Here is an 18,145-nt window from a genome sequence, read left to right on the forward strand (position 1 = left end):
GGAACCACATGCCGGCCCGGTGCACGAGATCCGACTCGCCCCGCCGGTATTTCTCGAGCATCGCCAACTGGGCAGGGTGCCCGGTGTACCGGACGGACTTGATCCGCCCGGCCACGGTCCAGATGCTGATGGTCCGTGCGTCGTGCTGCCACGACAGGATCCGGTCGTCGTAGGGCTGGGCCGCATCGGGGCGGAAGACGACCGGCTTCGACTCCGCACGCCTGCGCCGCTTCGAACCGGCCGGACCAAGGTTCCCCGCCCGGATGTTCGCACGCAACGTGGTGTAGGCGTCCACGACCTTCTTCACCGTGCGGACGGCCGGCTGGGCAGCCAGCCCGAACTCCGCCTTGAGACGGGCGTAGACCAGCTTCTGCAACTCGTTACGGGACGTGGCGCCGCGCTCGTACGCCAAAACCGATGCGGCATCAGCCGCCCGGTTGCACACGCGCAAGGTCGCCGCCAAAGCCGCCCCCACCTCGGGCGACGGCAACAGCTTCACCTGCACCACGACCTTCACCCCTTCAACCTAACCGCCACCACTGACAACAGCCGAAAGCACAGGTCACGACCAATGCGCAGAGATCTCCGCCGCTTCGCGGCTCCGCTCCAAGGACCCATTCCTCCCCGGCCTGAAGGCCGGGGCCTCCTGGGAGAAATCAGGTGAAGAAGCCGTCGAAGAACACGTTCGACATCAAGAAACGCGACAAGCCCCCCGCCCCCAACCACGTCAGCTACTCACTCACAGTCACCCGGCACCCGTCCCCACCTGCGAGAACGCCCTAAGTTAGGTCTTCATACCGATGAATCCGTCGCAGCGATCACGGAGCGCGGGACATGAGCGGCGCGCCGCCTTGTGACCGACCGCTCCACCGTCAGGACGCCGGACCGCTGCCGCCGGCGACGGTGATGTGCCGGCCGGTGACATACGCGGCTCCGCCGGCATCAGGAATGCGACCCTCTCGGCGATTTCCTGCGGCGAACCGAGCCGACCGCACGGGTCCGCTCGGTTCGCCGCAGCGAGCATCGCGGCCGCCTCGTCGCCAGACGCGCCCCAAGCTCTCCGCATCGGCGTCTCGATGGCCACCGGTGCCCCAGCGGACGAGCGCCGGACGCGTCGTCTTGTCGCAGGATCCCGACCTCGCGGGCCTGCCTGACGACCTATGTCGCATCGCGGCGAGCGCCCTGTCCGGGAGTGTCACGAATCAGGTGGGCACCCGCTCAGAAGGGACCCCTGATGGTCACGGACGATGGTCACCTGCTCGAGGACGCTGACGGCGTGTCGGTTGCGGTGCTGGACAGTGGCGTTGACGGTGCCGGTGGCATCGAAGACGACGATGGCGAGCCGCCAGGCGGCCGCCTTGCACGGGCTGAGCCCCCGGCTGATGGACGAGCTCGCGGAGCTCGCCGCCGACAGGGTCCGCGACGGCGGGCTGAAGCTGATGGGCGAGAGCGGGCTGCTGGTCGAGCTGACCCGGCACCTGATGCAGGCCGCCGTGGAGGCGGAAGTGGACCTGCACCTCGCGGAGGAAGCCAGCCGCACCGGCGGCCGCCGTTCCCGCTCGGGCGGCAATGTCCGCAATGGCTACCGGCCGAGGAAGGTGATGACGGAGGTCGGCGCCGTGACGGTGCAGGTACCGCGGGACCGGCTGGGCACCTTCCACTCGAGCCTGCTGGCGAAGTACGCGCGCAGCACGGGCGCCCTGGAGGAGATGGTCCTCTCGCTCACCGCGAAGGGGCTCACGTCGCCGGGTCTCCGCCGTGTGCTGTCCTGGGAAGGGGTTGGGACCCGCACGAGTACCGCAACGCCTGGGGGCGGTGGGGCTGTGTCGGCCCCACCGCGGCGGCGGTGCCGGATGAGTCAGGGGGCGAGCTGCTGGCTGATCTTCTCGGCGTGTATGCGGGCCTGCTCGTGAGCGTTGGCCAGGGAGGCCTCGTGAACCGGGATGAGGTGGGCGAGCGCCGGGACGACAGGGGCCTTGGTCAGCTCGGGGGCGAGGGTGGTGACGTCGAGGCCGAGGTAGGCGGGGTCGCCCAGGATGGACTCCAGGGTCGGGACGAGGAAGTCCTTGCCGTGGTTGGGGGTACCGGGGCCGTAGCCGCCACCGCGGGCGGAGATCACCACGGCCGGGCGGCCGGCGGAGGGGGCTACGCCGGTGCGGCTGATGGTCCGGCCGACGATGATGACCTGGTCGAGCCAGGCCTTGAACACCGACGGCATCGTGCGGTTGTACATCGGCACGGTGAACAGGTAGGCACTCGCCCCGAGGAACTCCGCGATGAGTTCGTCCTGAACGGCGGCAGCTGCGGCCTGCTCTGCAGTGTGCTGAGCGGGGTCGGTCAACTGGGCGGCGACGCCCGCCGCGCTCAGGTGCGGCACGGGTGAGGCGGCCAGATCCCGGTGGACGACCTCGCCCGTCCAGGCGTCCCGGAAGGAGTCGGCGACCTGGCGGGAGACCGAAGCGGTACCGATGGAGGAGGAGTCGAGGTGCAACAGGTAGGACATGAGAACGATCCCTTTTGTACGGGGTGATGGACGGAGGGCCGCGGTTCGTGCGACCCACCGAGCTGTGAGTGCAGCGGACCAGAGCGCGGGTCAGCCACGGGCGGCGTGATCGCCGGGCAGCGCGCATCCGGCCGGGCCGCAGACCCCCTCGGCGTCCCCGGCCGGGGTCTGGACGAGCTGCGGGTGGGCGGCGTCCCATACCTGCTGGAAAACGCCGAGGAGTGTGTCGGTGTCCTGGGCACCGGAGATGGCGTGCTGGCCGTCGATGACGAGGAAGGGCACCCCGCGGGCGCCGAGGGCGTTGGCGCGGCGGGCCTCGTCTTGGACCTGCTGCCGAAAACGGCGCTCCACCAGGGCCTGCCGGGTCTCGTCTCGGTCCAGGCCGAGTTCGTCGCTCAGTTCGAGCAGCGCCTCCATGTCGAAGAGCGAGCGGGCTTCGCCGAAGTAGGCGCGAAAGCTCAGGTGCCACGCCTCCGTGTGCTTGCCCTGGGCGGTGGCATGGGCAAGGAACTCGTGGGCCAGTTGGGTGTTGGCCTTCTTGTTGTCCAGCACGATGTAGGGCCTCAGCCCCTCGCGCTCGGCCAGCACCTCGACCCGGCTGGTGGACGCCTCGGCCTGGGCGTCGTCCAGCCCGTACTTCTGCTTCAGCATCTGCCGGGTGGGCACCGCGGGGCTGCTCGGCAGGTCGGGGTCCAGCGGGAAGGAGCGGTGGATGAGCTCGATGTCGCCGCCATGGGTGAACCGCTCCACGGCTTTGTCGAGACGATGGTTGGCCAGACCGCACCACGGGCACGTGAGGTCGGACCAGATTTCCACCATCACGGCGGGCACCTCCAATACTTACGCTTTGGATGTAGCGCCATGATGGACCAGTATGGAAGGCCATACAAAAGGCACATGCGTGTGTGCGACCGGAAGGGAATGTGCGCCATGGACACAACCGCAGGTCAGGTCGCAGGCAAGACGGACACCGCAGCATTCTCGGGGCCCTGCGCCCGCTGGCCGGTGGAAAACAGGGAGATCATCCGGCACATCCTGGACCGGGCCGGCGACAAGTGGAGCGCGCTCGTGATCGCCGCCCTGGACGACGGCCCGCTGCGCTACACCGACCTGCTGCGCCGCATCCCCGGCATTTCCCAGCGCATGCTGACCCTCACCCTGCGGCAGTTGCATCGCGACGGACTAGTCACCCGCACCGCCTACGCCGAGGTGCCGCCGCGCGTGGAGTATGCCCTCACCCCCCTGGGCCTCACCCTGCACGACATCGTGGTGTCCCTGATCGACTGGGCCGGCATCCACCACGACGAGATCCGGGAGAACCGGGCCCGCTTCGACACAGCCACCAAGCGAAGCCCCGCAGAACGAGGGGGAGTGTCATGAATCAGAACGACGACGGCCCACGGCAGCGATCGGAGACTACGCGGGCCAGGCATTGAGAGCCATCGAGAACATGCAGACTGCTCTCACTGCCGCCGGCGCGTTCGGCAGCACGGCGAATCCCCTGATTCCAGGGGTACGTTGGACGATTTCCATGTCGATGCCGAGGCGGGAAGCGTGCTCGACGACGGCCCAGCTGACCGCTGCTGAGACCAAGGTCGGTCAGGAGACCAAGGCCCTGTTCGGCAAGGGACGGAAGTACCAAGACCAGTGGACGGCCCGCTGAAGAATGCGAACGCTGCGGCGAAAGCCGCCGACGACGCGGCCTGCTGAGCCGCACCCCGCCGCGCCCTGCGGCGGGTGCAACGGACACGCGCCCCACTCCGTCTATGCGGTCGTACCGAACCACAGGAGAAGCCTCACGTGACCCGCGTCTTCCGCTAGGCCCACACCCCGTGCGGGTCCGCGTGCACGGCGGCGAGCCGGTCTGGTTGCCCGATGACCACGACCAGCACCTACCGGACGACATTCGGTAAGCAGACGAACAGGGCCGTTGTGGAGTGGTTGGAGATCCGCGATCAGGGCGTCGGCCAGTGGTTCGGGGCTGAGGCGGCCGTGATGGGCCAGATTCTGGGTGAGGCGTGCAAGTCCGGTGTCGATGTCTTCGCCGCGGCGTTCGATGAGCCCGTCGGTGTACAGCACCAGGGTGGCGCCGGGCTGATAGGAGAGTGTGGCCTGGGTTCTGACCGCTTCAGGTTCCCATGCCCCAAGAGGCGGATCGGCTGCTTCGTCCAAGACCTCGACGGTGCGTCCGTCGGGGCCGAGCAGCAGGGGCGGGGGGTGGCCGGCGCGGCTGTAGGTGATGGTGCGGGTGGTCCTGTCGATGAGGGTCTGGACGGCGGTGGTCGCCACGGCGTCCTCGACGGAGACCGCATAGCAGGCAAGTGCTTTCAGGGCGCGGGCAGGGCTGCCTGTTGCGTGCACGGCGGTGCTCAGCGCGCTGCGGAGCCGGCCCATGACACCGGCGGCGGTCAGGCCGTGGCCGACCACGTCCCCGACTGCGACCGCGAGCTGGTCGGGGCCGAACTCGAAGAAGTCGTACCAGTCGCCGCAGACATTCAGCGTGGTGGCCGGCCGGTAGCGCACCGCAACGTCACTGCATGGGGGCTGGCAGCATGGCCCGCTGCAAGCTCACGGCGATCTCGCTTTCCCGCGCGTGAGCGCGCCGCAGTCCTTCGTTGATCTCCTGCAGCTCCTGGGACCGGGCCAGCAGCGTAGCTGTCATGGCCTCCTCGTCGCTCAGCTTCTTGCCGCTCTGCGGAACGGCACGGGCACGGACCAGAGCACTGACCTCCGCCACCCGTGAAATGATCAGAACGACCTGACCGTCTGGGCCCAGGACCGGCGCGTTGACCGTGCTCCAGGACTGCTGCTCGAAGTGCCCTGGCCGGCCGGGCACCTGAGCCTCGTACCGCTCCAGCGCCATACTGTCCGGCTTCCGCGTGGTGAGCACCCGCTCCACGGACGCGCGCAGACGGTTGCCCGGCGCCTGCGGGTCCTGCCGGTCCTGCGGGAACACGTCGAACACCGAACGGCTCACCGGCTCCTCCCGGGAGCGGCCGGAACTGTCCAGGAACGCCTGATTGGCATCCACCATGACCAGATCCGGCGTCAGGAGCAGCGTCGGACCCGGGAACGCGCGAAAGACCGCCGCATAGTCCGACAGAACCTCACCACTGCTGGGATCGCTATCCTCAGACCTCTACCCCAGCCACGCTTCCACCGGCCGCCCGACACTCCTGGTCCTGCGCCGGTCAGCGGCCGCACGCAGCAGTGTCAGCGATTTCCCATAGGTTTGTCTGATGAGTTCTTCTCTGAGCGTCTATCTGCTCAACGTGGCCGCTACGCGCGCCCTGGTCGGATCCGGCGATGACCAGTTGCTGGAGGTGATTCGCAGCAACTTCGGGGACGACCTGGCCCGCGACGACGACTATCACAGCCACGCGATCGGGCAGGGCGCCCCCACGGCAGACGAGGCACTGCGCGCGGTCATCCACGGCGGGCCCTTCAGCGAAAACCGGGACCACTCCTTCCAGTACGGCTACGCCTACCAGCGGATGTGCTCGCTTACCGGCGTGTTCCTGCCCAACGACTGCTTCACACCGCACAGGGGCGACTGGCTGTCAGTTGTCGACCAGGGTCTGAAGGCTCTGGGCATCACCGCCGTGTCCGTGGCCGCCTTTAGTCACGGCGACCCGCCCGCTCCACTGCCGTACACCTTCACACCGGGCTGCGGCGAGTGGACGCCAGATCACATCGCCCAGGCACTGCAGCAGTTCGAGGCCACCAAGCGCGCGGTCGACGAGTCGGGACAGGCCCCGCCGCTGGAGCCCGAAGTCGTGGAGGCCGTCATGCAGTGCCTCGACTGGATGCGGCACGCAGAGGCACGGCCCGGCTTCGGCGTTATCGGCTTCCGCTGCTGAAGTCGTGGATGGGGCGACCGGATGGCCGCCCCATCCACCGAATCGCTGCGGTCCTGGGGCCGCCCGGTGCCGTCGGGTCCCGGACGAAGTCCTTCAGTGCCGCCGCTCGGGCTTACGGGGTGACGCAACCGGCCCTGTCGAGCGGCGTCGCCCGGCTGGAGGAGGAGCTCGGCGTGAAGCTCTTCGACCGCTCACCGCGCAGGGTGAGGCCCACCGAGCACGGCGCACGGATCCTGCCCCTGATCGAGTACGTCCTCAGTGGCCTCGAGGTGCTTGCCGCCGAGACCCAGCGGCTGGCCCGTCCGGTCACGGAAACGATCCGCATGGGTGTGTCACTCCTGATCGCGGCCGAACTCGTCGCCCGCGCCTTCGATGCCGCCCGCACCCTGGAGCGTCCACGCGACCTGGTCCTGCGGGAGGCGGACCTCGACCCCCTGCGCGCCGGCCTGCAGGCGGGCCGGCTGGACATCGTGCTCGTCCCCGCCGTGCCCGGCATGCCCACCCTGCGGCACCGCATCATCGCCCGTGAACCGGTGGTCGTGATCGACCCCGCCGCCTCCGGGGACGACAGCCCGGTCGAACTCAAGGCCGGAGCGGACGCCGCCTACATCCCCGGACCGAGCACCTGCGGACTGACCACCTTCACCACCGAACTCTTCCACAGCCACGACGTGGCGCTGCGTGCCTACCCTGGCGAAGCCGCCAGCTTCCGGGCGGTGGACGAGTGGGTGGCGATGGGCCTGGGTGCAGCACTCCTGCCTCGCTCCAAGATCACACACGAGCACACGAGCTGCCGCCCCCTCCTCCAGGCCGGGGCACCCGTCGAGGTCGCCTATGAGGCCGTCTGGGACTGCGACACCCCTCTTGGAGCCGACCTGGAGGAATTGGTCACGGCTCTCACCGTGACCGGAGAGGCCGCACTGGCCGGGCGCGACACGGCATCCCGAGGAGCGGGAGATTAGCCAGGTGCGGCCGCCGGACTCGCGCACATAGGGGATGAAGGCGGGAGAAAACGACCTCGGGCTGTGCTGCGAACCGCTCGCCTACCCACGGTAGGTTTCCAGCAGCCGTAGCCAGACCTCGCTGATCGTCGGGAAGGCGGGGACGGCGTGCCAGAGTCGTTCGACCGGCGCCTCGGTGGTGACCGCGATGGTTGCCGAGTGCAGCAGTTCTGCGACGCCTGGGCCGACGAAGGTGACCCCGGCCACGGTGCCGCGGTCGGTGTCGACCAGCATGCGAGCCTTGCCGCGGTACCCCTTCGCGTACTGGACGGCGCCGTCGACGCGGGCGATGTCGTAGTCCACCACCTTGACCCGGCGCCCGGTGCGCTCCGCTTCCCGTGTGGTCAGGCCGACGGCGGCGACCTCGGGGTCGGTGAAGATCACCTGCGGCACGGCTTCGCTGTCGGCGGTGGCGACGTGTGCGCCCCATTTGCTGTCGTCCACTGGTTCACCGTGGGCGCGGGCCGCGATCACGGCGCCCGCGATCCGAGCCTGGTACTTGCCCTGGTGCGTCAGCAGGGCGCGGTGGTTGACATCGCCGACGGCGTAGAGCCATCCGTCCGTGACGGCGCTGACCCGGAAGGTGTCGTCGACGGTCAGCCAGTCGCCGGGAGCGAGACCGACGGTCTCCAGGCCGATGTCGCCGGTACTCGGGGCCCGGCCGGTCGCGAACAGAATCTCGTCGGCGGTCAGCTGCCCGCCGTCCGCCAGGGTGATGCGTGCCTCCCCGTCGGCTCCTTCCTCCCGTGTCACGGCCGTGACGGAGGCTCCGAAGCGCAGGTCGACGCCCGCCTCACGCAACGCGTCCGCGACCATCTCGCCAGCGAACGGCTCCATGCGGGGAATCAGCCCGCTGCCGCGGACCAGCATGGTCACCTGAGCGCCGAGGGCGCGCCAGGCGGTGGCCATTTCGACGGCCACCACGCCGCCGCCGACCACGACGAGACGACCGGGCACACGGTCGGCGCTGGTCGCCTCACGGTTGGTCCAGGGACGAATGTCGTCCAGATGGGGGAGGTCCGGCATTGCTGGGCCAGTGCCGGTGCAGACGGCGACCGCGTGGCGGGCACTGAGCCGCACGGTCTCGCCGTCGGGGGTGCTCACCACCACCTGGCGGGGTCCGTCGAGGCGGCCGTGGCCGCGTACGAGGTCGACAGAGACCGACTCCAGCCAGGCGACGTGGTTGTCGTCCTGCCAGCGCCTGACGATGTCGTCGCGGTGCGCGAGGACGGCTGCCACGTCCAATGGCCCGTCCACCGCCCGCCTCAGTCCCGGTACGCGGAGGGCGTCGGCGCGTGCCAGCACCGGCCGCAGCAGCGCCTTGCTGGGCTCGCACGCCCAGAACGAACACTCGCCGCCGAGCAGCTCGCGCTCCACGATGACGCTACTGAGCCCCGCAGCACGGGTCCGGTCGGCCACGTTCTCGCCCACGGGGCCCGCACCGATGACGACGACGTCGTAGGTGCGGTGGGTGTCGTTCACAGCTGTTTCCTGCGTCTTTCTCGGGTTTCGCGGGCTTGGATTCTCAGGGGAGGGCGCGCGCGGTTGTCCAGGCCCACCTCCCCGCGGCCGCGGTGCTCGGCCGTTCCGGCCGGCCGGGGGGACCGAAGGCCGTCAGCCCCGCCGGGAGCTGCGACTTCACCGGATGACTGCAGTTCGATAGGGCAGATGGCCTGAAACGCCCAACCGTTGCCTGAAGGTGACCGCATGGCGAACTCCGCGCGGGTGGTTTCGATGTCGGAGACCATTCACCTTCATAGATTCGGGCTCCGCAACCCGATCTGTCCCAGTTGAGCAAGTGCCGGCCCGGCGCTTGATGCGCCACCCGTCAAACAGGCGACGGTGATGTCTGCGCCGATTTGCCACGCCCAAAGAGGAGCTGAAGGCGGCGAAGGTAACCGCTACCAACCTCCCCGTTTCGCTTCAGGTGGCTGAGCTGGGCTGACCTCGTCCAGGTGCCACGTGTCGCCGGCCTCGGCCGGCACCGCCGCAGCTCGCGGGCATAGGCCGGGCCGAACTTCGCGCACCACTGCCGGATCGTCTCGTGCGAGACGATCACCCGCGGGCGGGCATCAGCTCCTCGACCCCGCAGAAGACCTGAGCATCGTCCCAGGTACTCGGCTCACCAACCAAGTTGACAGTGCCCACGCGACGTTACCCGCTACACCACTCCTCAGGACGCAACCCGCCTCGGTATAGCAGCCCCAACAATGCCCGGCGAGAACGAAAGGACGGGGCCGTTCCTCAGAATGCACACCAGCCACGCTGGAGGGGCGCCTCGCCCTGGCAGCCCGCCCAACGACGAACCCCGCCCTTCCGCGCTGGAAGGACGGGGCTTGCGGTGGGGGCACGTTCGCACGATCGTCGACAGGGACGGTGCGGTGCAGGTCAACCGGAATCTGCCCAACGGGGTCGGGACGGTGCTGCGGGAGATCGGCGATCCACGTCCATGCGGTCCACGTGCCGTGTCAAGGGTCCGGTGGTGCCAGGCGTTTTCACGTCCGCCCTGGGGCACGTCATCCGCCGGCGGCGTCCTCGGCCTCCCAGCGCAGCAGGTCGCCCGGCTGGCACTTGAGCACCTCGCAGAGCGCGGCGAGCGTCGCGAAGCGTACCGCCTTGGCGCGGCCGTTCTTGAGTACCGCCAGGTTGGCGGGCGTGATCCCTACGCGGTCCGCGAGCTCGCCCACGGACATCTTCCGCCTGGCCAGCATCACGTCGATGTCGACGGCGATCGGCATCAGATCACCTCGTCCAACTCGGCCTGCATCTGCGCCGCTTCGACGTCGCGCGCGACGGCCTGGGCGAGCAGTATCCGCAGCACGAGCACGATGAGCGCGACCCCCAGGATGGCCACGCCAACCCCGCCCATGATGACGGTGACGCCCGGGTCGTCCCGCTGGCCCGGCGCATTGAGGACCGTGACCGCGAACCACAACAGGGCAGCCGCCACGATCGCGCCGATCACGACGTCCACGTACCGGAAGGCGGCGTGGGAGAACACGGTTCCGCGTCGCACCATCGCCACCAGCCGCCATACGCAGACCAGGGCTACCTGGGCCGACACCATGCCCAGGATCGTGATCACGCGCAGCGGGGTCAGAGGGAGCGACCCGTCCTCCGGGTCGGTGGCCAACGCCCACACCATCAATGCCTGTACGAACACGGTGCCGGCGAGCACCACCGCGAGCACGGCGCGCAGCGCACCCACTGTCAGCTTTCCCATGATCCATCCTTCCATCGACTTACGATGGGAATCTATCGACTCTCGATAGGTGAAGCAAGAGCTGGGGCGGCGGGTGCGCCGGCGGGTTCGCACCGTGACGGGACGCCGCCGCCCCCTCCCATGGCATGGCGGTTGCGCGAGCCGTCTTGATCTTGTCGAAGTCGGCCTCGCTTGAGCACAAATCGGACGCCACCCGACTACGCCGAAGCCCTGCGCGAGAGCCCCCGTTTCTTGCGGTTGCGGGCCTGGTCGGCCTTGTCCGGGATGGTGCAGCGGATACCGCGGCGTCGCAGGTAGGCCCGGTTCGATGTCGGCGATGGAAGCGGTTTCGCCACCGCTGGGCACCTGGCCGCCTACGCGGGGCTTGCACCCGCCACCCGCCAATCCGGCTCGTCCATCCGCGGCGAACAGCCATCCCGGCGAGGCAACCGACAGCTCAAACGGGCGTTCCATCTCGCCGCCTTCGCATCCCTGTCACAACCGGACTCACGCGCCTACTACGACAGAAGACGACGGGAAGGCAAACACCCATCGCCGCGATCATCTGCCTCGCCCGGCGCCGCATCCACGTCCTCTTCGCCATGCTCCACGACGGCACCTTCTACCAGCCACCCACCTCGGCTACCGCTTGACGAGAACCATGGGGGCACTTTTTCCTCGCCCCTGCGGCGTGCTGGTGGGCCCGGCAGACGGTGGAGTCGACGTTGAGGTCTCAGGTGATCAGGTCCTTCGCCTCTGCGCGGGCCTGGAGCCGGGTGAGGATCCGCTGCCAGGTGCCGTCACGCTGCCAGCGGCGGAACAGGTCGTACACCCGGGCCCACGGCCCGTGCTGCTCGGGCACGTCCCGCCAGGGGATGCCGGTGCGGAAGCGGAACCGTATGCCGTCGATCAGCTGCCGCCGGGTCCATATCGGCGGTCGACCCGGCTTCTTGCCCGTCGGCAGCAGCGGCTCCAGCACAGCCCACTGCTCGTCCGTCAGATCTCCACGTGTCACGAACCAAGATCATTTCACATCAAGATCCACTTTCGATACACGCCCTACTGCAGCACCTGCCGGAGCCCAGGTGACCTGTTACGGCGGCGCCATAAGCTACAAGACGTCCCCCGTGAACGATTGGCCGGCAGTTCCCGACTGGGCTGGCCCCACCACATCCCGCTGCAACGACATCAATGTCAAGCCCAATGTCAGCACCCATGTGGCCGTCTGCTACAGCGAGGAATGGTGTGACACCCCGGGTATCTGGATCTCTGCCAACACATGGGGGACGCCGGACACCAACGTCCCGGACGGCGAGTACTTCTACCTGGACTTCGACCGCCCCAGCAGCGGGCTCGCCGCCTACCGATCTGACGCGGTCATCACGTGGGGCCCCGGCGCGTAGCAGCATCCGACCGGACCTGCCCCCGGGATGACGAAAGCGTCCCCTCCTGCCCGTAGGCGAGAGGAGGCGTCATGCTGTCAGCAGAGGAGGAACTGGGCGAGGATCCCGGCGCCAGCGCCGAGGACGGTGGCGCCGCGAGGCCTGGCCGCTCGTGGTGAGTGTGGCCGTCATCGGGACCGCGCTCTCTCGTGAGCGGTGGTGGCTGTCCGGCTCCAGCCCGACCGCCCCGCAGACCTCCTTGGCCCGCATCCCGCGCCGGTACCGTCCTCGACTTCCTCGGGCTCGTGGCTCGCCCTCACCGCCCGGCGGGCACGGCACGTTGCGGTCCCGGTGTGCCGGAGCCGCGGTTCCCCGAGGCGGAGAGCACACCCTTCCGTGTGCGCACTCCACCTCGGTCGTGCACGACGTCGTCGCGCGAAGCGGTCAGGTGTTGTCGATGCTGACGTCGCCGCCGCAGCCGTTGCCTATCTTGGTGGCTTCGAGTTTGTAGTAGCCGTAGAGGCCGTAGATGCGTTCGTTGTGATTGCCGGTCTGGCCGGCACGCACGACCACGTTGTTGGCGATGTCGCGCACCTTCCAGCTGAACTTGCACCCCTGGTACGGCCAGATGCCGATGTCGACGAAGTGGCCGGACGGGTTGGCGGCGACGCTGTATGTGTGACAGGTGTCCGGCAGCCACCAGTAGGCGCCGTTGACGGCGCAGGTGCGCTGCAGGGCATGAGCGGTGCCGGTGCTTCCCAGGGCGACGACGGCGGTGGTGGCGATCGTGAGAGCCACGGCTCGTGTGACGGCCTTCATGGAGTTCCTCCCCCTCGAACTGCTGTGTCCTGTCGGCATGTTGGGCCAGGCGGCGTTGGTTCGGCGTGGCCAGATACTAGCCAACATCTGATCGAGATGTGTGGGGTTCGTGACGAGGATGTGCACAGCGCGATCCGTGTCGTGGCGGATGTCCGGCCGACGGAACCGGATGGCGACGGTGCATGCGCGAGGTCCCCTTCCCCACGGAGCGGAGTCGCACGGACCCGCTTTGTCCCCGGCATCGGACCCGCTGCGTCGATCCCGTCGTACGCGCGGCGCCCGACGGCGCGATCGGGATGCGGCGCGGCTCGAACTCGCCAGCTCGACTGAGGCAGAGCTCACCGACTCCTAGCCGCTCATGCCGGGGCGTTCGGCGGGGACCTCTCACGCGCTCAGGCAGCCCACGGTGCCCTCACCGCCACCACGAGGACGTGGTGACCGAAACACATGACTGCTCCCAGCGCCGTTGCCCCAGGGCAACGGCGCTGTCCGGTAGCCGAGCCAGCGCTGGGCGGGCAGGTTTGGACCTCCGAGAGGCAGAGTCGGACCTCTCAGCCGCCAAGATCGAAGCGGAGTCCGCGCCGTACCTTGCTTGCGCTCTGCCGCACCGAGAACTGGGGCTGCCGCCCGGGCGGGCCATGAACACGAAAAGGTGCTTGGCCGCGGCGCGCGCGATGTCCGCGCCGAAGCCGGCTTCGACCAGGGACAGCGCCAGGTCAATGCCGGTGGTGATACCGGCCGAGGTGATGAAGCGCCCGTCCCGTACGAAGACCGCGTCACGTGCGACACGGAGCACTGGCCCCGGCTGCGCCGCATGATCGGCCGCGGCGTCCGCACCGCCTGGGAGAACGCCTTCCCCCAGCTGCGCATGACGGCCACGACGGCATCGGCGGCTGCAGCAGCGTGAATCTGGACGAGGTCCCCTCGCACCACCGGCGGCTGCTCACCGATGCCCTGGAGCTGGGGAGCGGATACGGGCTGGCGCTGATGGGCGGCTACGCCGTGCAGGCGCACGGGCTGGTACACCAGCCCAGCCAGGACTGGACTTCGCCACCGTCCACCCAGCCCCGATGCAAGAGATCATCACCACGCTCACCGGCGGGCTAACCGCCCGCGGCTGGGACATCACCGTCATCGACATCCAGCCGCTCAAAGCCCGCTTCCTGGCCGCCGACCCCACCAGCGGCCACGCCTGCGAAGTCGACGTACTCAAGGAAGCCCTGTGGCGGCCGCCCGTCGTCCTCGACGTCGGCCCTGTACTCGCGCTGGAGAACCTGATCGGTACCAAGGTCCGCGCGCTCGCCGACCGGGACTGCCCCGCGACTTCATCGACGTCCACGCCGCCCGCAACCTCTACACCGCCGGCCGACCTGGAAAACCTCGGCGCCCGCCACCCCGACGAATTCGACCTCACCGAACTCCACGACCGCCTCGAAACCCTGGAATTGGGTCAGCGACACGGAGTTCACCACCTACGGCCTCACCACCGAACAGATCACCGCCCTGCGCGCATGGGCCCAGGAGTGGCTCGACGACCTCGCCCAGCGCCTCGCCGAAGGCACCCACGCCGACGGCGACGACGCCCCGTACGCTCTCTGAGCGGAGGGGCCGCTGTACACGCCGGGCGACGCCGTGCCAGGCTCCCGGCCGGCTGGCTCGCAGCGAACGTGTGCCGTTCGGAAACTCATCGCGGCTGGTCATGCCACATACCTTGTGGGGCTCGTACGTCATCGCCGCAGGTCGGGATGGTACAGCGGTCTCGGCCGGGACCATGTCCGCGTGATGGTTTCGCTGCTGTACAAGGTGGTCCGCCGGTTGTTGTCCGTCCCTGGGGTGCTGCTGGGCCGCGACACCGCCAAGGACGCCGAGTTGCTTGTACTCCGGCATGAAAACGCGGTGCTGCGCCGTCAGATCGCTGGCCCGGTCCGCTACGAGCCCGGGGACCGGTTCTGGCTGGCCGCACTTTCCAGCCTGATACCCCGTCGCCGCTGGCGCGAAGTCTTCCCGATCACGCCGGGACACTACTGGCCTGGCACCGCAGGTTCATTCTGCGTATCTGTACTCGTTGATCAGGCCCGTACGGCTCCAAAATGGCTGCACAGCCCGTGACCTGGGACATCTCGTCTCGGCGGCGGTACGGCACCATCGGTAGGTGTGCTCGTACGGATGCTCTATCTGGTCGCCACGCGGATCTTCGCGTGGCTTGTTCTGCTGTGTCGATCCTCCGCAGCGAAGGAGGTGGAAATGCTGATCTTGAGGCATGAGGTCGCAGTGCTGCGCCGCCAGGTCGCCGCACCGAAACCGAGCTGGCCGAACCGGGCACTGCTCGCCGCCCTGGCCAGGCTACTCCCCGGGCACTGCGCGGCCACCGCATCGTCTCCCCGCGCACCCTACTCGCCTGCCACCACCGTCTGGTCAAGGAAAAGTGGACGCAGCCGCCGTCCGCGGGACGCCCACCCGTACCCGACGACCTGCGCGACCTGCGCATCCGGCTCGCAGCCGAGAACTCGCGGTGGGGCTTCCGGCGTGTGCACGGCGAGTTGCGGCGCCTGGGGGGCACAAGGTCAGCGCGTCGACAGTCCGGCGGATCGTACGCGCAGCCGGCCTCGGACCGGCGCCGCGCCGCCATCAGGCGCGCGGCAAGTGGTCCGCGTCCTCAAGGCTCAGGCAGATGGACTGCTGGCCACCGACCTGTTCCATGTGGACACGGTCGGCCTGCAGCGCCAGCATGCCCTGTTCGTCATGGAGGTGCGCACCCGCACTGTGCACATCCACGAGTACCAACATGCGGCCTGAGCTGCACAGATGAGGTTGTCGGCAAGGGCAAGGTCACGGTTTGAGAGTGCGAGCGACGTGCGCGTGGGCGCGGCCCTCGAGCTCGGTCTGCAGTGCGAAGAAGACATGGGCGGCCCGCAGGCCCGCCCAGTGCTGGGGTAGCACTTCGGTGGGAAGGCCCGGGTCCAGGTAGGGAAGCCTGCGCCAGCTGGTCAGCGCGCGGATGTAGTCGGCGAATGCCGTGGCGTCATCGGCCTGCGGCTGCTGCTGCCATCGCTCCAGAACGGGCTGCTGGGCGGCGATGAAGGTCTTGTACCGCAGGTCCAGCTCGTCCAGATCCCACCACTGTCGCACCTTCTCGGGAAGCGCTGTGAACGCCAGGTAATCGGAGCGCAGGAGGTCGGCGTACTCCGTCAGACCGAGGCGTCCCAGCATGGCCGTGGTGCTCTCGTACAGATGGGCCGGTGCGATCCACACCCCTGGCGCGACCGCGCCGAAGCCCATGCCGGACAGGCGTGAGCGGAGCTGGTGTCGCTTGCTGCGCTCCGACTCCGGCACGGAGAAGACCGCGACCACCCACCCGTCGGCCAGAGAGGGGCGCTCCCGCCGGAAGATCCGTTCGTCTCCTTCCTGGAGGATCTCGCGTGCTTCCGGGGAGAGTTCGTAGCCTGCGAGACCGTCTTGGCGACGCGCTTCCAGGATGCCGCGCCGCTTGAGTCGACTGATGGAGGAGCGAACGGCCTGCTCGTCGACTCCCAGGTCGCCGAGCAGGGCGATCAATGAGGCAATGGAGAGCCAACCGTCGTGCCGTCGGCCGTAGAGTCCGTACACCGTGACGATGAAGGTTCGCGGGGAAACGGACGCCGTCCCTTGGTCTGTCTGCGCAAGGGTGCCCTCGCCCGACAGTTCACCGGCCACGGATGTACTGGTCATCCGACCACCGTACCAACCGTTCAGTTCGCCTTCGTACGCAGTCGGAAACGCTGGATCTTGCCGGTGGCCGTCTTGGGCAGCTCGGCGCAGAAGGTGACGGCCCGCGGGTACTTGTAGGGGGCGATGGTGCTCTTCACGAACGCCTGGAGTTCGGTCGCTTTCCCGTCGCCCGCCTCGATGCCCTCCCTCAAAACGACGAAGGCGTGAACGAGGGATCCTCGCTGGGGGTCGGGGTCACCGACGACGGCCGCCTCGGCGACGTCCGGGTGGGCGAGCAGCGCCTCTTCGACCTCCGGGGCGGCGATGTTGTAGCCGGAGGAGATGATCATGTCGTCGTTGCGCGCCTGGAACCAGTAGTACCCGTCGGCGTCCCGTGTGTAGACGTCACCGGTGATGTTCCATCCGTGCCGGACGTAGACCATCTGTCGTTCGTCGGACAGGTAGCGGCAGCCGGTCGGGCCCTGGACGGCGAGCCGACCGGGGGTTCCGTCAGGCACGGGTCTGCCGTCCGCGTCCAGGATGGTGGCGCGGAAGCCCGGGACCACCCGGCCGGTGGAGCCGGGACGGATGTCGTCGTCGGCCGCCGAGATGAAGATGTGCAGCATCTCGGTACCGCCGATGCCGTTGATGATGCGTATCCCGGTCGCCTGCTCGAACTCCTGCCACACCGGCAGCGGAAGATGCTCGCCGGCTGACACGCACCGGCGGAGGTTCTTCAAGGAGTCGGCCCGGCCTGCGTTGAGGATGGCCTTGTAGGCCGTGGGGGCGGTGAAAAGGACAGTGGCACCGTGTTCGGCGACCGCGTCCGCGAGATCGGCGGGAGCAGTCCGTTCCAGCAGCAGTGCCGAGGCGCCTGCTCTGAGGGGGAAGACGACCAGACCGCCGAGGCCGAAGGTGAAGCCGAGCGGCGGGGTGCCGGTGAACACGTCGTCCGGCGTGGGCTTGAGAGTGTGGCGGGAGAAGGTGTCGGCATTGGCCAGCACATCCCGGTGGAAGTGCATGGTGGCCTTGGGCCGGCCCGTCGTACCGGACGTGGGCCCCAGCAGGACGACATCATCGGCGGCCGTGTCGACGGCGGTGTACTGCCCATTCTTGCCCGACGCCCGAACGGTGAGGTCGGCCGGATCACCGTCATTGCCGTAGTACAGGACGGAAAGAGCGTCACCGGCCGCCGCGCGCATCTCGTCCGCGAATCGGTGGTCGCACACGGCGAGCGTGGGCCGGGTCAGCTCGATCAGCGATACCAGTTCCTTGGCGCGCAGCAGCGGGACGGTGGTCACGACTACTCCGCCCGCCTTGACGACGGCGAGCCAGCAGGCGACCAGATAAGGGGTGTTCGGGCCTCGGAGCAGGACACGGCTGCCGGGTACGAGGCCCAGGTCCTCGGCGAGCACCTGAGCGATCCGGTTGGTGTGCCGCTGCAGATCGCCGTAGGTCCAGGTCTCGTCCGGCGTGCGCAGAGCGGGACGGTCCGCCCCGTACCGCCGAATCGTCTCGTCGAGGAGCACTTCGGCGCAGTTGAGACGCTCGGGATACTGCAGTTCAGCGAGATCGAAACGGAATTCCGGCCACTGCGACACGGGGGGCAGGTGGTCGCGGCAGAACGTGTCGCGGTGCGCGGACGGTGAGAGCTGCATGGCGGGGCTCCCTTCCAGGGAGTGTCCGGGGAC

Annotated in this window: 16 protein-coding genes and 8 pseudogenes; 11 read left to right on the plus strand and 13 right to left on the minus strand. The window is 68.6% G+C overall.

Going from position 1 to position 18,145, the window contains the following annotated elements:
* Positions 1-517 (minus strand): annotated as a pseudogene (locus tag ACWCP0_RS38325) (RNA-guided endonuclease TnpB family protein); the annotation flags it as partial.
* Positions 518-1,334: 817 nt separating this feature from the next.
* On the opposite strand from ACWCP0_RS38325, the pseudogene ACWCP0_RS38330 reads away from it, so the two are divergent.
* A pseudogene (locus ACWCP0_RS38330) lies at positions 1,335-1,745 on the plus strand (transposase); the annotation flags it as partial.
* Positions 1,746-1,858: 113 nt separating this feature from the next.
* Here the strand turns inward: ACWCP0_RS38330 and ACWCP0_RS38335 are convergent.
* Entirely contained in the window at positions 1,859-2,503 is a 645-nt protein-coding gene (locus ACWCP0_RS38335) for an FMN-dependent NADH-azoreductase (protein ID WP_451083359.1), read from the minus strand.
* Between the two features lie 90 nt (positions 2,504-2,593).
* Entirely contained in the window at positions 2,594-3,322 is a 729-nt protein-coding gene (locus ACWCP0_RS38340) for a DsbA family oxidoreductase (RefSeq protein WP_451083393.1), read from the minus strand.
* Positions 3,323-3,433: 111 nt separating this feature from the next.
* Here ACWCP0_RS38340 and ACWCP0_RS38345 point away from each other — a divergent pair, with 111 nt between their 5' ends.
* The 3 genes and pseudogenes from ACWCP0_RS38345 to ACWCP0_RS38355 all read left to right on the plus strand — a co-directional run bounded on the left by ACWCP0_RS38345 (position 3,434) and on the right by ACWCP0_RS38355 (position 4,166).
* Complete coding sequence (locus tag ACWCP0_RS38345) at positions 3,434-3,883, plus strand: winged helix-turn-helix transcriptional regulator (RefSeq protein WP_451083360.1); 450 nt, start codon at positions 3,434-3,436, stop codon at positions 3,881-3,883.
* Between the two features lie 19 nt (positions 3,884-3,902).
* Positions 3,903-3,983: pseudogene (locus ACWCP0_RS38350) on the plus strand (RidA family protein); the annotation flags it as partial.
* A 51-nt stretch (positions 3,984-4,034) separates the two neighbouring features.
* Positions 4,035-4,166, plus strand: coding sequence for a hypothetical protein (locus ACWCP0_RS38355; RefSeq protein WP_451083361.1), 132 nt, complete (start codon positions 4,035-4,037; stop codon positions 4,164-4,166).
* Positions 4,167-4,441: 275 nt separating this feature from the next.
* Here ACWCP0_RS38355 and ACWCP0_RS38360 read toward each other — a convergent pair.
* Positions 4,442-5,606: pseudogene (locus ACWCP0_RS38360) on the minus strand (PP2C family protein-serine/threonine phosphatase); the annotation flags it as partial.
* A gap of 136 nt (positions 5,607-5,742) precedes the next feature.
* Here ACWCP0_RS38360 and ACWCP0_RS38365 point away from each other — a divergent pair.
* On the plus strand, positions 5,743-6,363 hold the full coding sequence (locus tag ACWCP0_RS38365) for a DUF7691 family protein (RefSeq protein ID WP_451083362.1): 621 nt from the start codon (positions 5,743-5,745) through the stop codon (positions 6,361-6,363).
* A 53-nt stretch (positions 6,364-6,416) separates the two neighbouring features.
* Complete coding sequence (locus ACWCP0_RS38370) at positions 6,417-7,325, plus strand: LysR family transcriptional regulator (protein WP_451083394.1); 909 nt, start codon at positions 6,417-6,419, stop codon at positions 7,323-7,325.
* Between the two features lie 81 nt (positions 7,326-7,406).
* On the opposite strand, the gene ACWCP0_RS38375 is transcribed toward ACWCP0_RS38370, so the two are convergent.
* The 4 genes and pseudogenes from ACWCP0_RS38375 to ACWCP0_RS38390 form a co-directional block, all read right to left on the minus strand.
* Complete coding sequence (locus ACWCP0_RS38375) at positions 7,407-8,846, minus strand: dihydrolipoyl dehydrogenase family protein (RefSeq protein WP_451083363.1); 1,440 nt, start codon at positions 8,844-8,846, stop codon at positions 7,407-7,409.
* A 461-nt stretch (positions 8,847-9,307) separates the two neighbouring features.
* A pseudogene (locus tag ACWCP0_RS38380) lies at positions 9,308-9,423 on the minus strand (IS6 family transposase); the annotation flags it as partial.
* A gap of 457 nt (positions 9,424-9,880) precedes the next feature.
* Positions 9,881-10,102 carry a helix-turn-helix domain-containing protein gene (locus tag ACWCP0_RS38385; protein WP_010981499.1) on the minus strand — a complete coding sequence of 74 codons (222 nt, stop codon included), beginning with the start codon at positions 10,100-10,102 and terminating at the stop codon, positions 9,881-9,883.
* Positions 10,102-10,587 (minus strand): DUF2975 domain-containing protein, encoded by a 486-nt coding sequence (locus tag ACWCP0_RS38390; protein ID WP_451083364.1) that lies wholly within the window; start codon positions 10,585-10,587, stop codon positions 10,102-10,104. Before ACWCP0_RS38390 ends, ACWCP0_RS38385 begins: the two co-directional genes overlap by 1 nt.
* A gap of 309 nt (positions 10,588-10,896) precedes the next feature.
* On the opposite strand from ACWCP0_RS38390, the pseudogene ACWCP0_RS38395 reads away from it, so the two are divergent.
* A pseudogene (locus ACWCP0_RS38395) lies at positions 10,897-11,219 on the plus strand (transposase); the annotation flags it as partial.
* A gap of 80 nt (positions 11,220-11,299) precedes the next feature.
* On the opposite strand, the gene ACWCP0_RS38400 reads toward ACWCP0_RS38395, so the two are convergent.
* Positions 11,300-11,581, minus strand: a complete 282-nt coding sequence (locus tag ACWCP0_RS38400) for a transposase (RefSeq protein WP_451083365.1) — start codon at positions 11,579-11,581, stop codon at positions 11,300-11,302.
* 112 nt (positions 11,582-11,693) lie between these two features.
* Between ACWCP0_RS38400 and ACWCP0_RS38405 the strand changes: the two genes are divergently transcribed.
* Positions 11,694-11,969, plus strand: a complete 276-nt coding sequence (locus tag ACWCP0_RS38405) for a hypothetical protein (protein ID WP_451083366.1) — start codon at positions 11,694-11,696, stop codon at positions 11,967-11,969.
* A 423-nt stretch (positions 11,970-12,392) separates the two neighbouring features.
* On the opposite strand, the gene ACWCP0_RS38410 is transcribed toward ACWCP0_RS38405, so the two are convergent.
* Complete coding sequence (locus tag ACWCP0_RS38410) at positions 12,393-12,767, minus strand: hypothetical protein (protein ID WP_451083367.1); 375 nt, start codon at positions 12,765-12,767, stop codon at positions 12,393-12,395.
* Positions 12,768-13,419: 652 nt separating this feature from the next.
* On the opposite strand from ACWCP0_RS38410, the gene ACWCP0_RS38415 reads away from it, so the two are divergent.
* The 3 genes and pseudogenes from ACWCP0_RS38415 to ACWCP0_RS38425 form a co-directional block, all read left to right on the plus strand.
* The gene (locus tag ACWCP0_RS38415) at positions 13,420-13,674 is read left to right on the plus strand and encodes a hypothetical protein (protein ID WP_451083368.1); all 255 of its coding nucleotides are present in this window, start codon (positions 13,420-13,422) and stop codon (positions 13,672-13,674) included.
* Positions 13,675-13,676: 2 nt separating this feature from the next.
* Positions 13,677-14,366 (plus strand): annotated as a pseudogene (locus tag ACWCP0_RS38420) (nucleotidyl transferase AbiEii/AbiGii toxin family protein).
* A 180-nt stretch (positions 14,367-14,546) separates the two neighbouring features.
* A pseudogene (locus ACWCP0_RS38425) lies at positions 14,547-14,821 on the plus strand (hypothetical protein); the annotation flags it as partial.
* Between the two features lie 574 nt (positions 14,822-15,395).
* Here ACWCP0_RS38425 and ACWCP0_RS38430 read toward each other — a convergent pair.
* The 3 genes from ACWCP0_RS38430 to ACWCP0_RS38440 are packed head-to-tail and all read right to left on the minus strand — an operon-like array spanning position 15,396 to position 18,112.
* Positions 15,396-15,542 (minus strand): hypothetical protein, encoded by a 147-nt coding sequence (locus tag ACWCP0_RS38430; protein ID WP_451083369.1) that lies wholly within the window; start codon positions 15,540-15,542, stop codon positions 15,396-15,398.
* 54 nt (positions 15,543-15,596) lie between these two features.
* A complete protein-coding gene (locus tag ACWCP0_RS38435) occupies positions 15,597-16,475 on the minus strand; it encodes a PaaX family transcriptional regulator (protein ID WP_451083370.1) in 879 nt (292 codons plus the stop codon).
* Between the two features lie 20 nt (positions 16,476-16,495).
* Complete coding sequence (locus ACWCP0_RS38440) at positions 16,496-18,112, minus strand: AMP-binding protein (RefSeq protein WP_451083371.1); 1,617 nt, start codon at positions 18,110-18,112, stop codon at positions 16,496-16,498.
* Positions 18,113-18,145 lie beyond the last annotated feature (33 nt).

It is taken from the genome of Streptomyces sp. NPDC001970 (genome assembly GCF_053594115.1).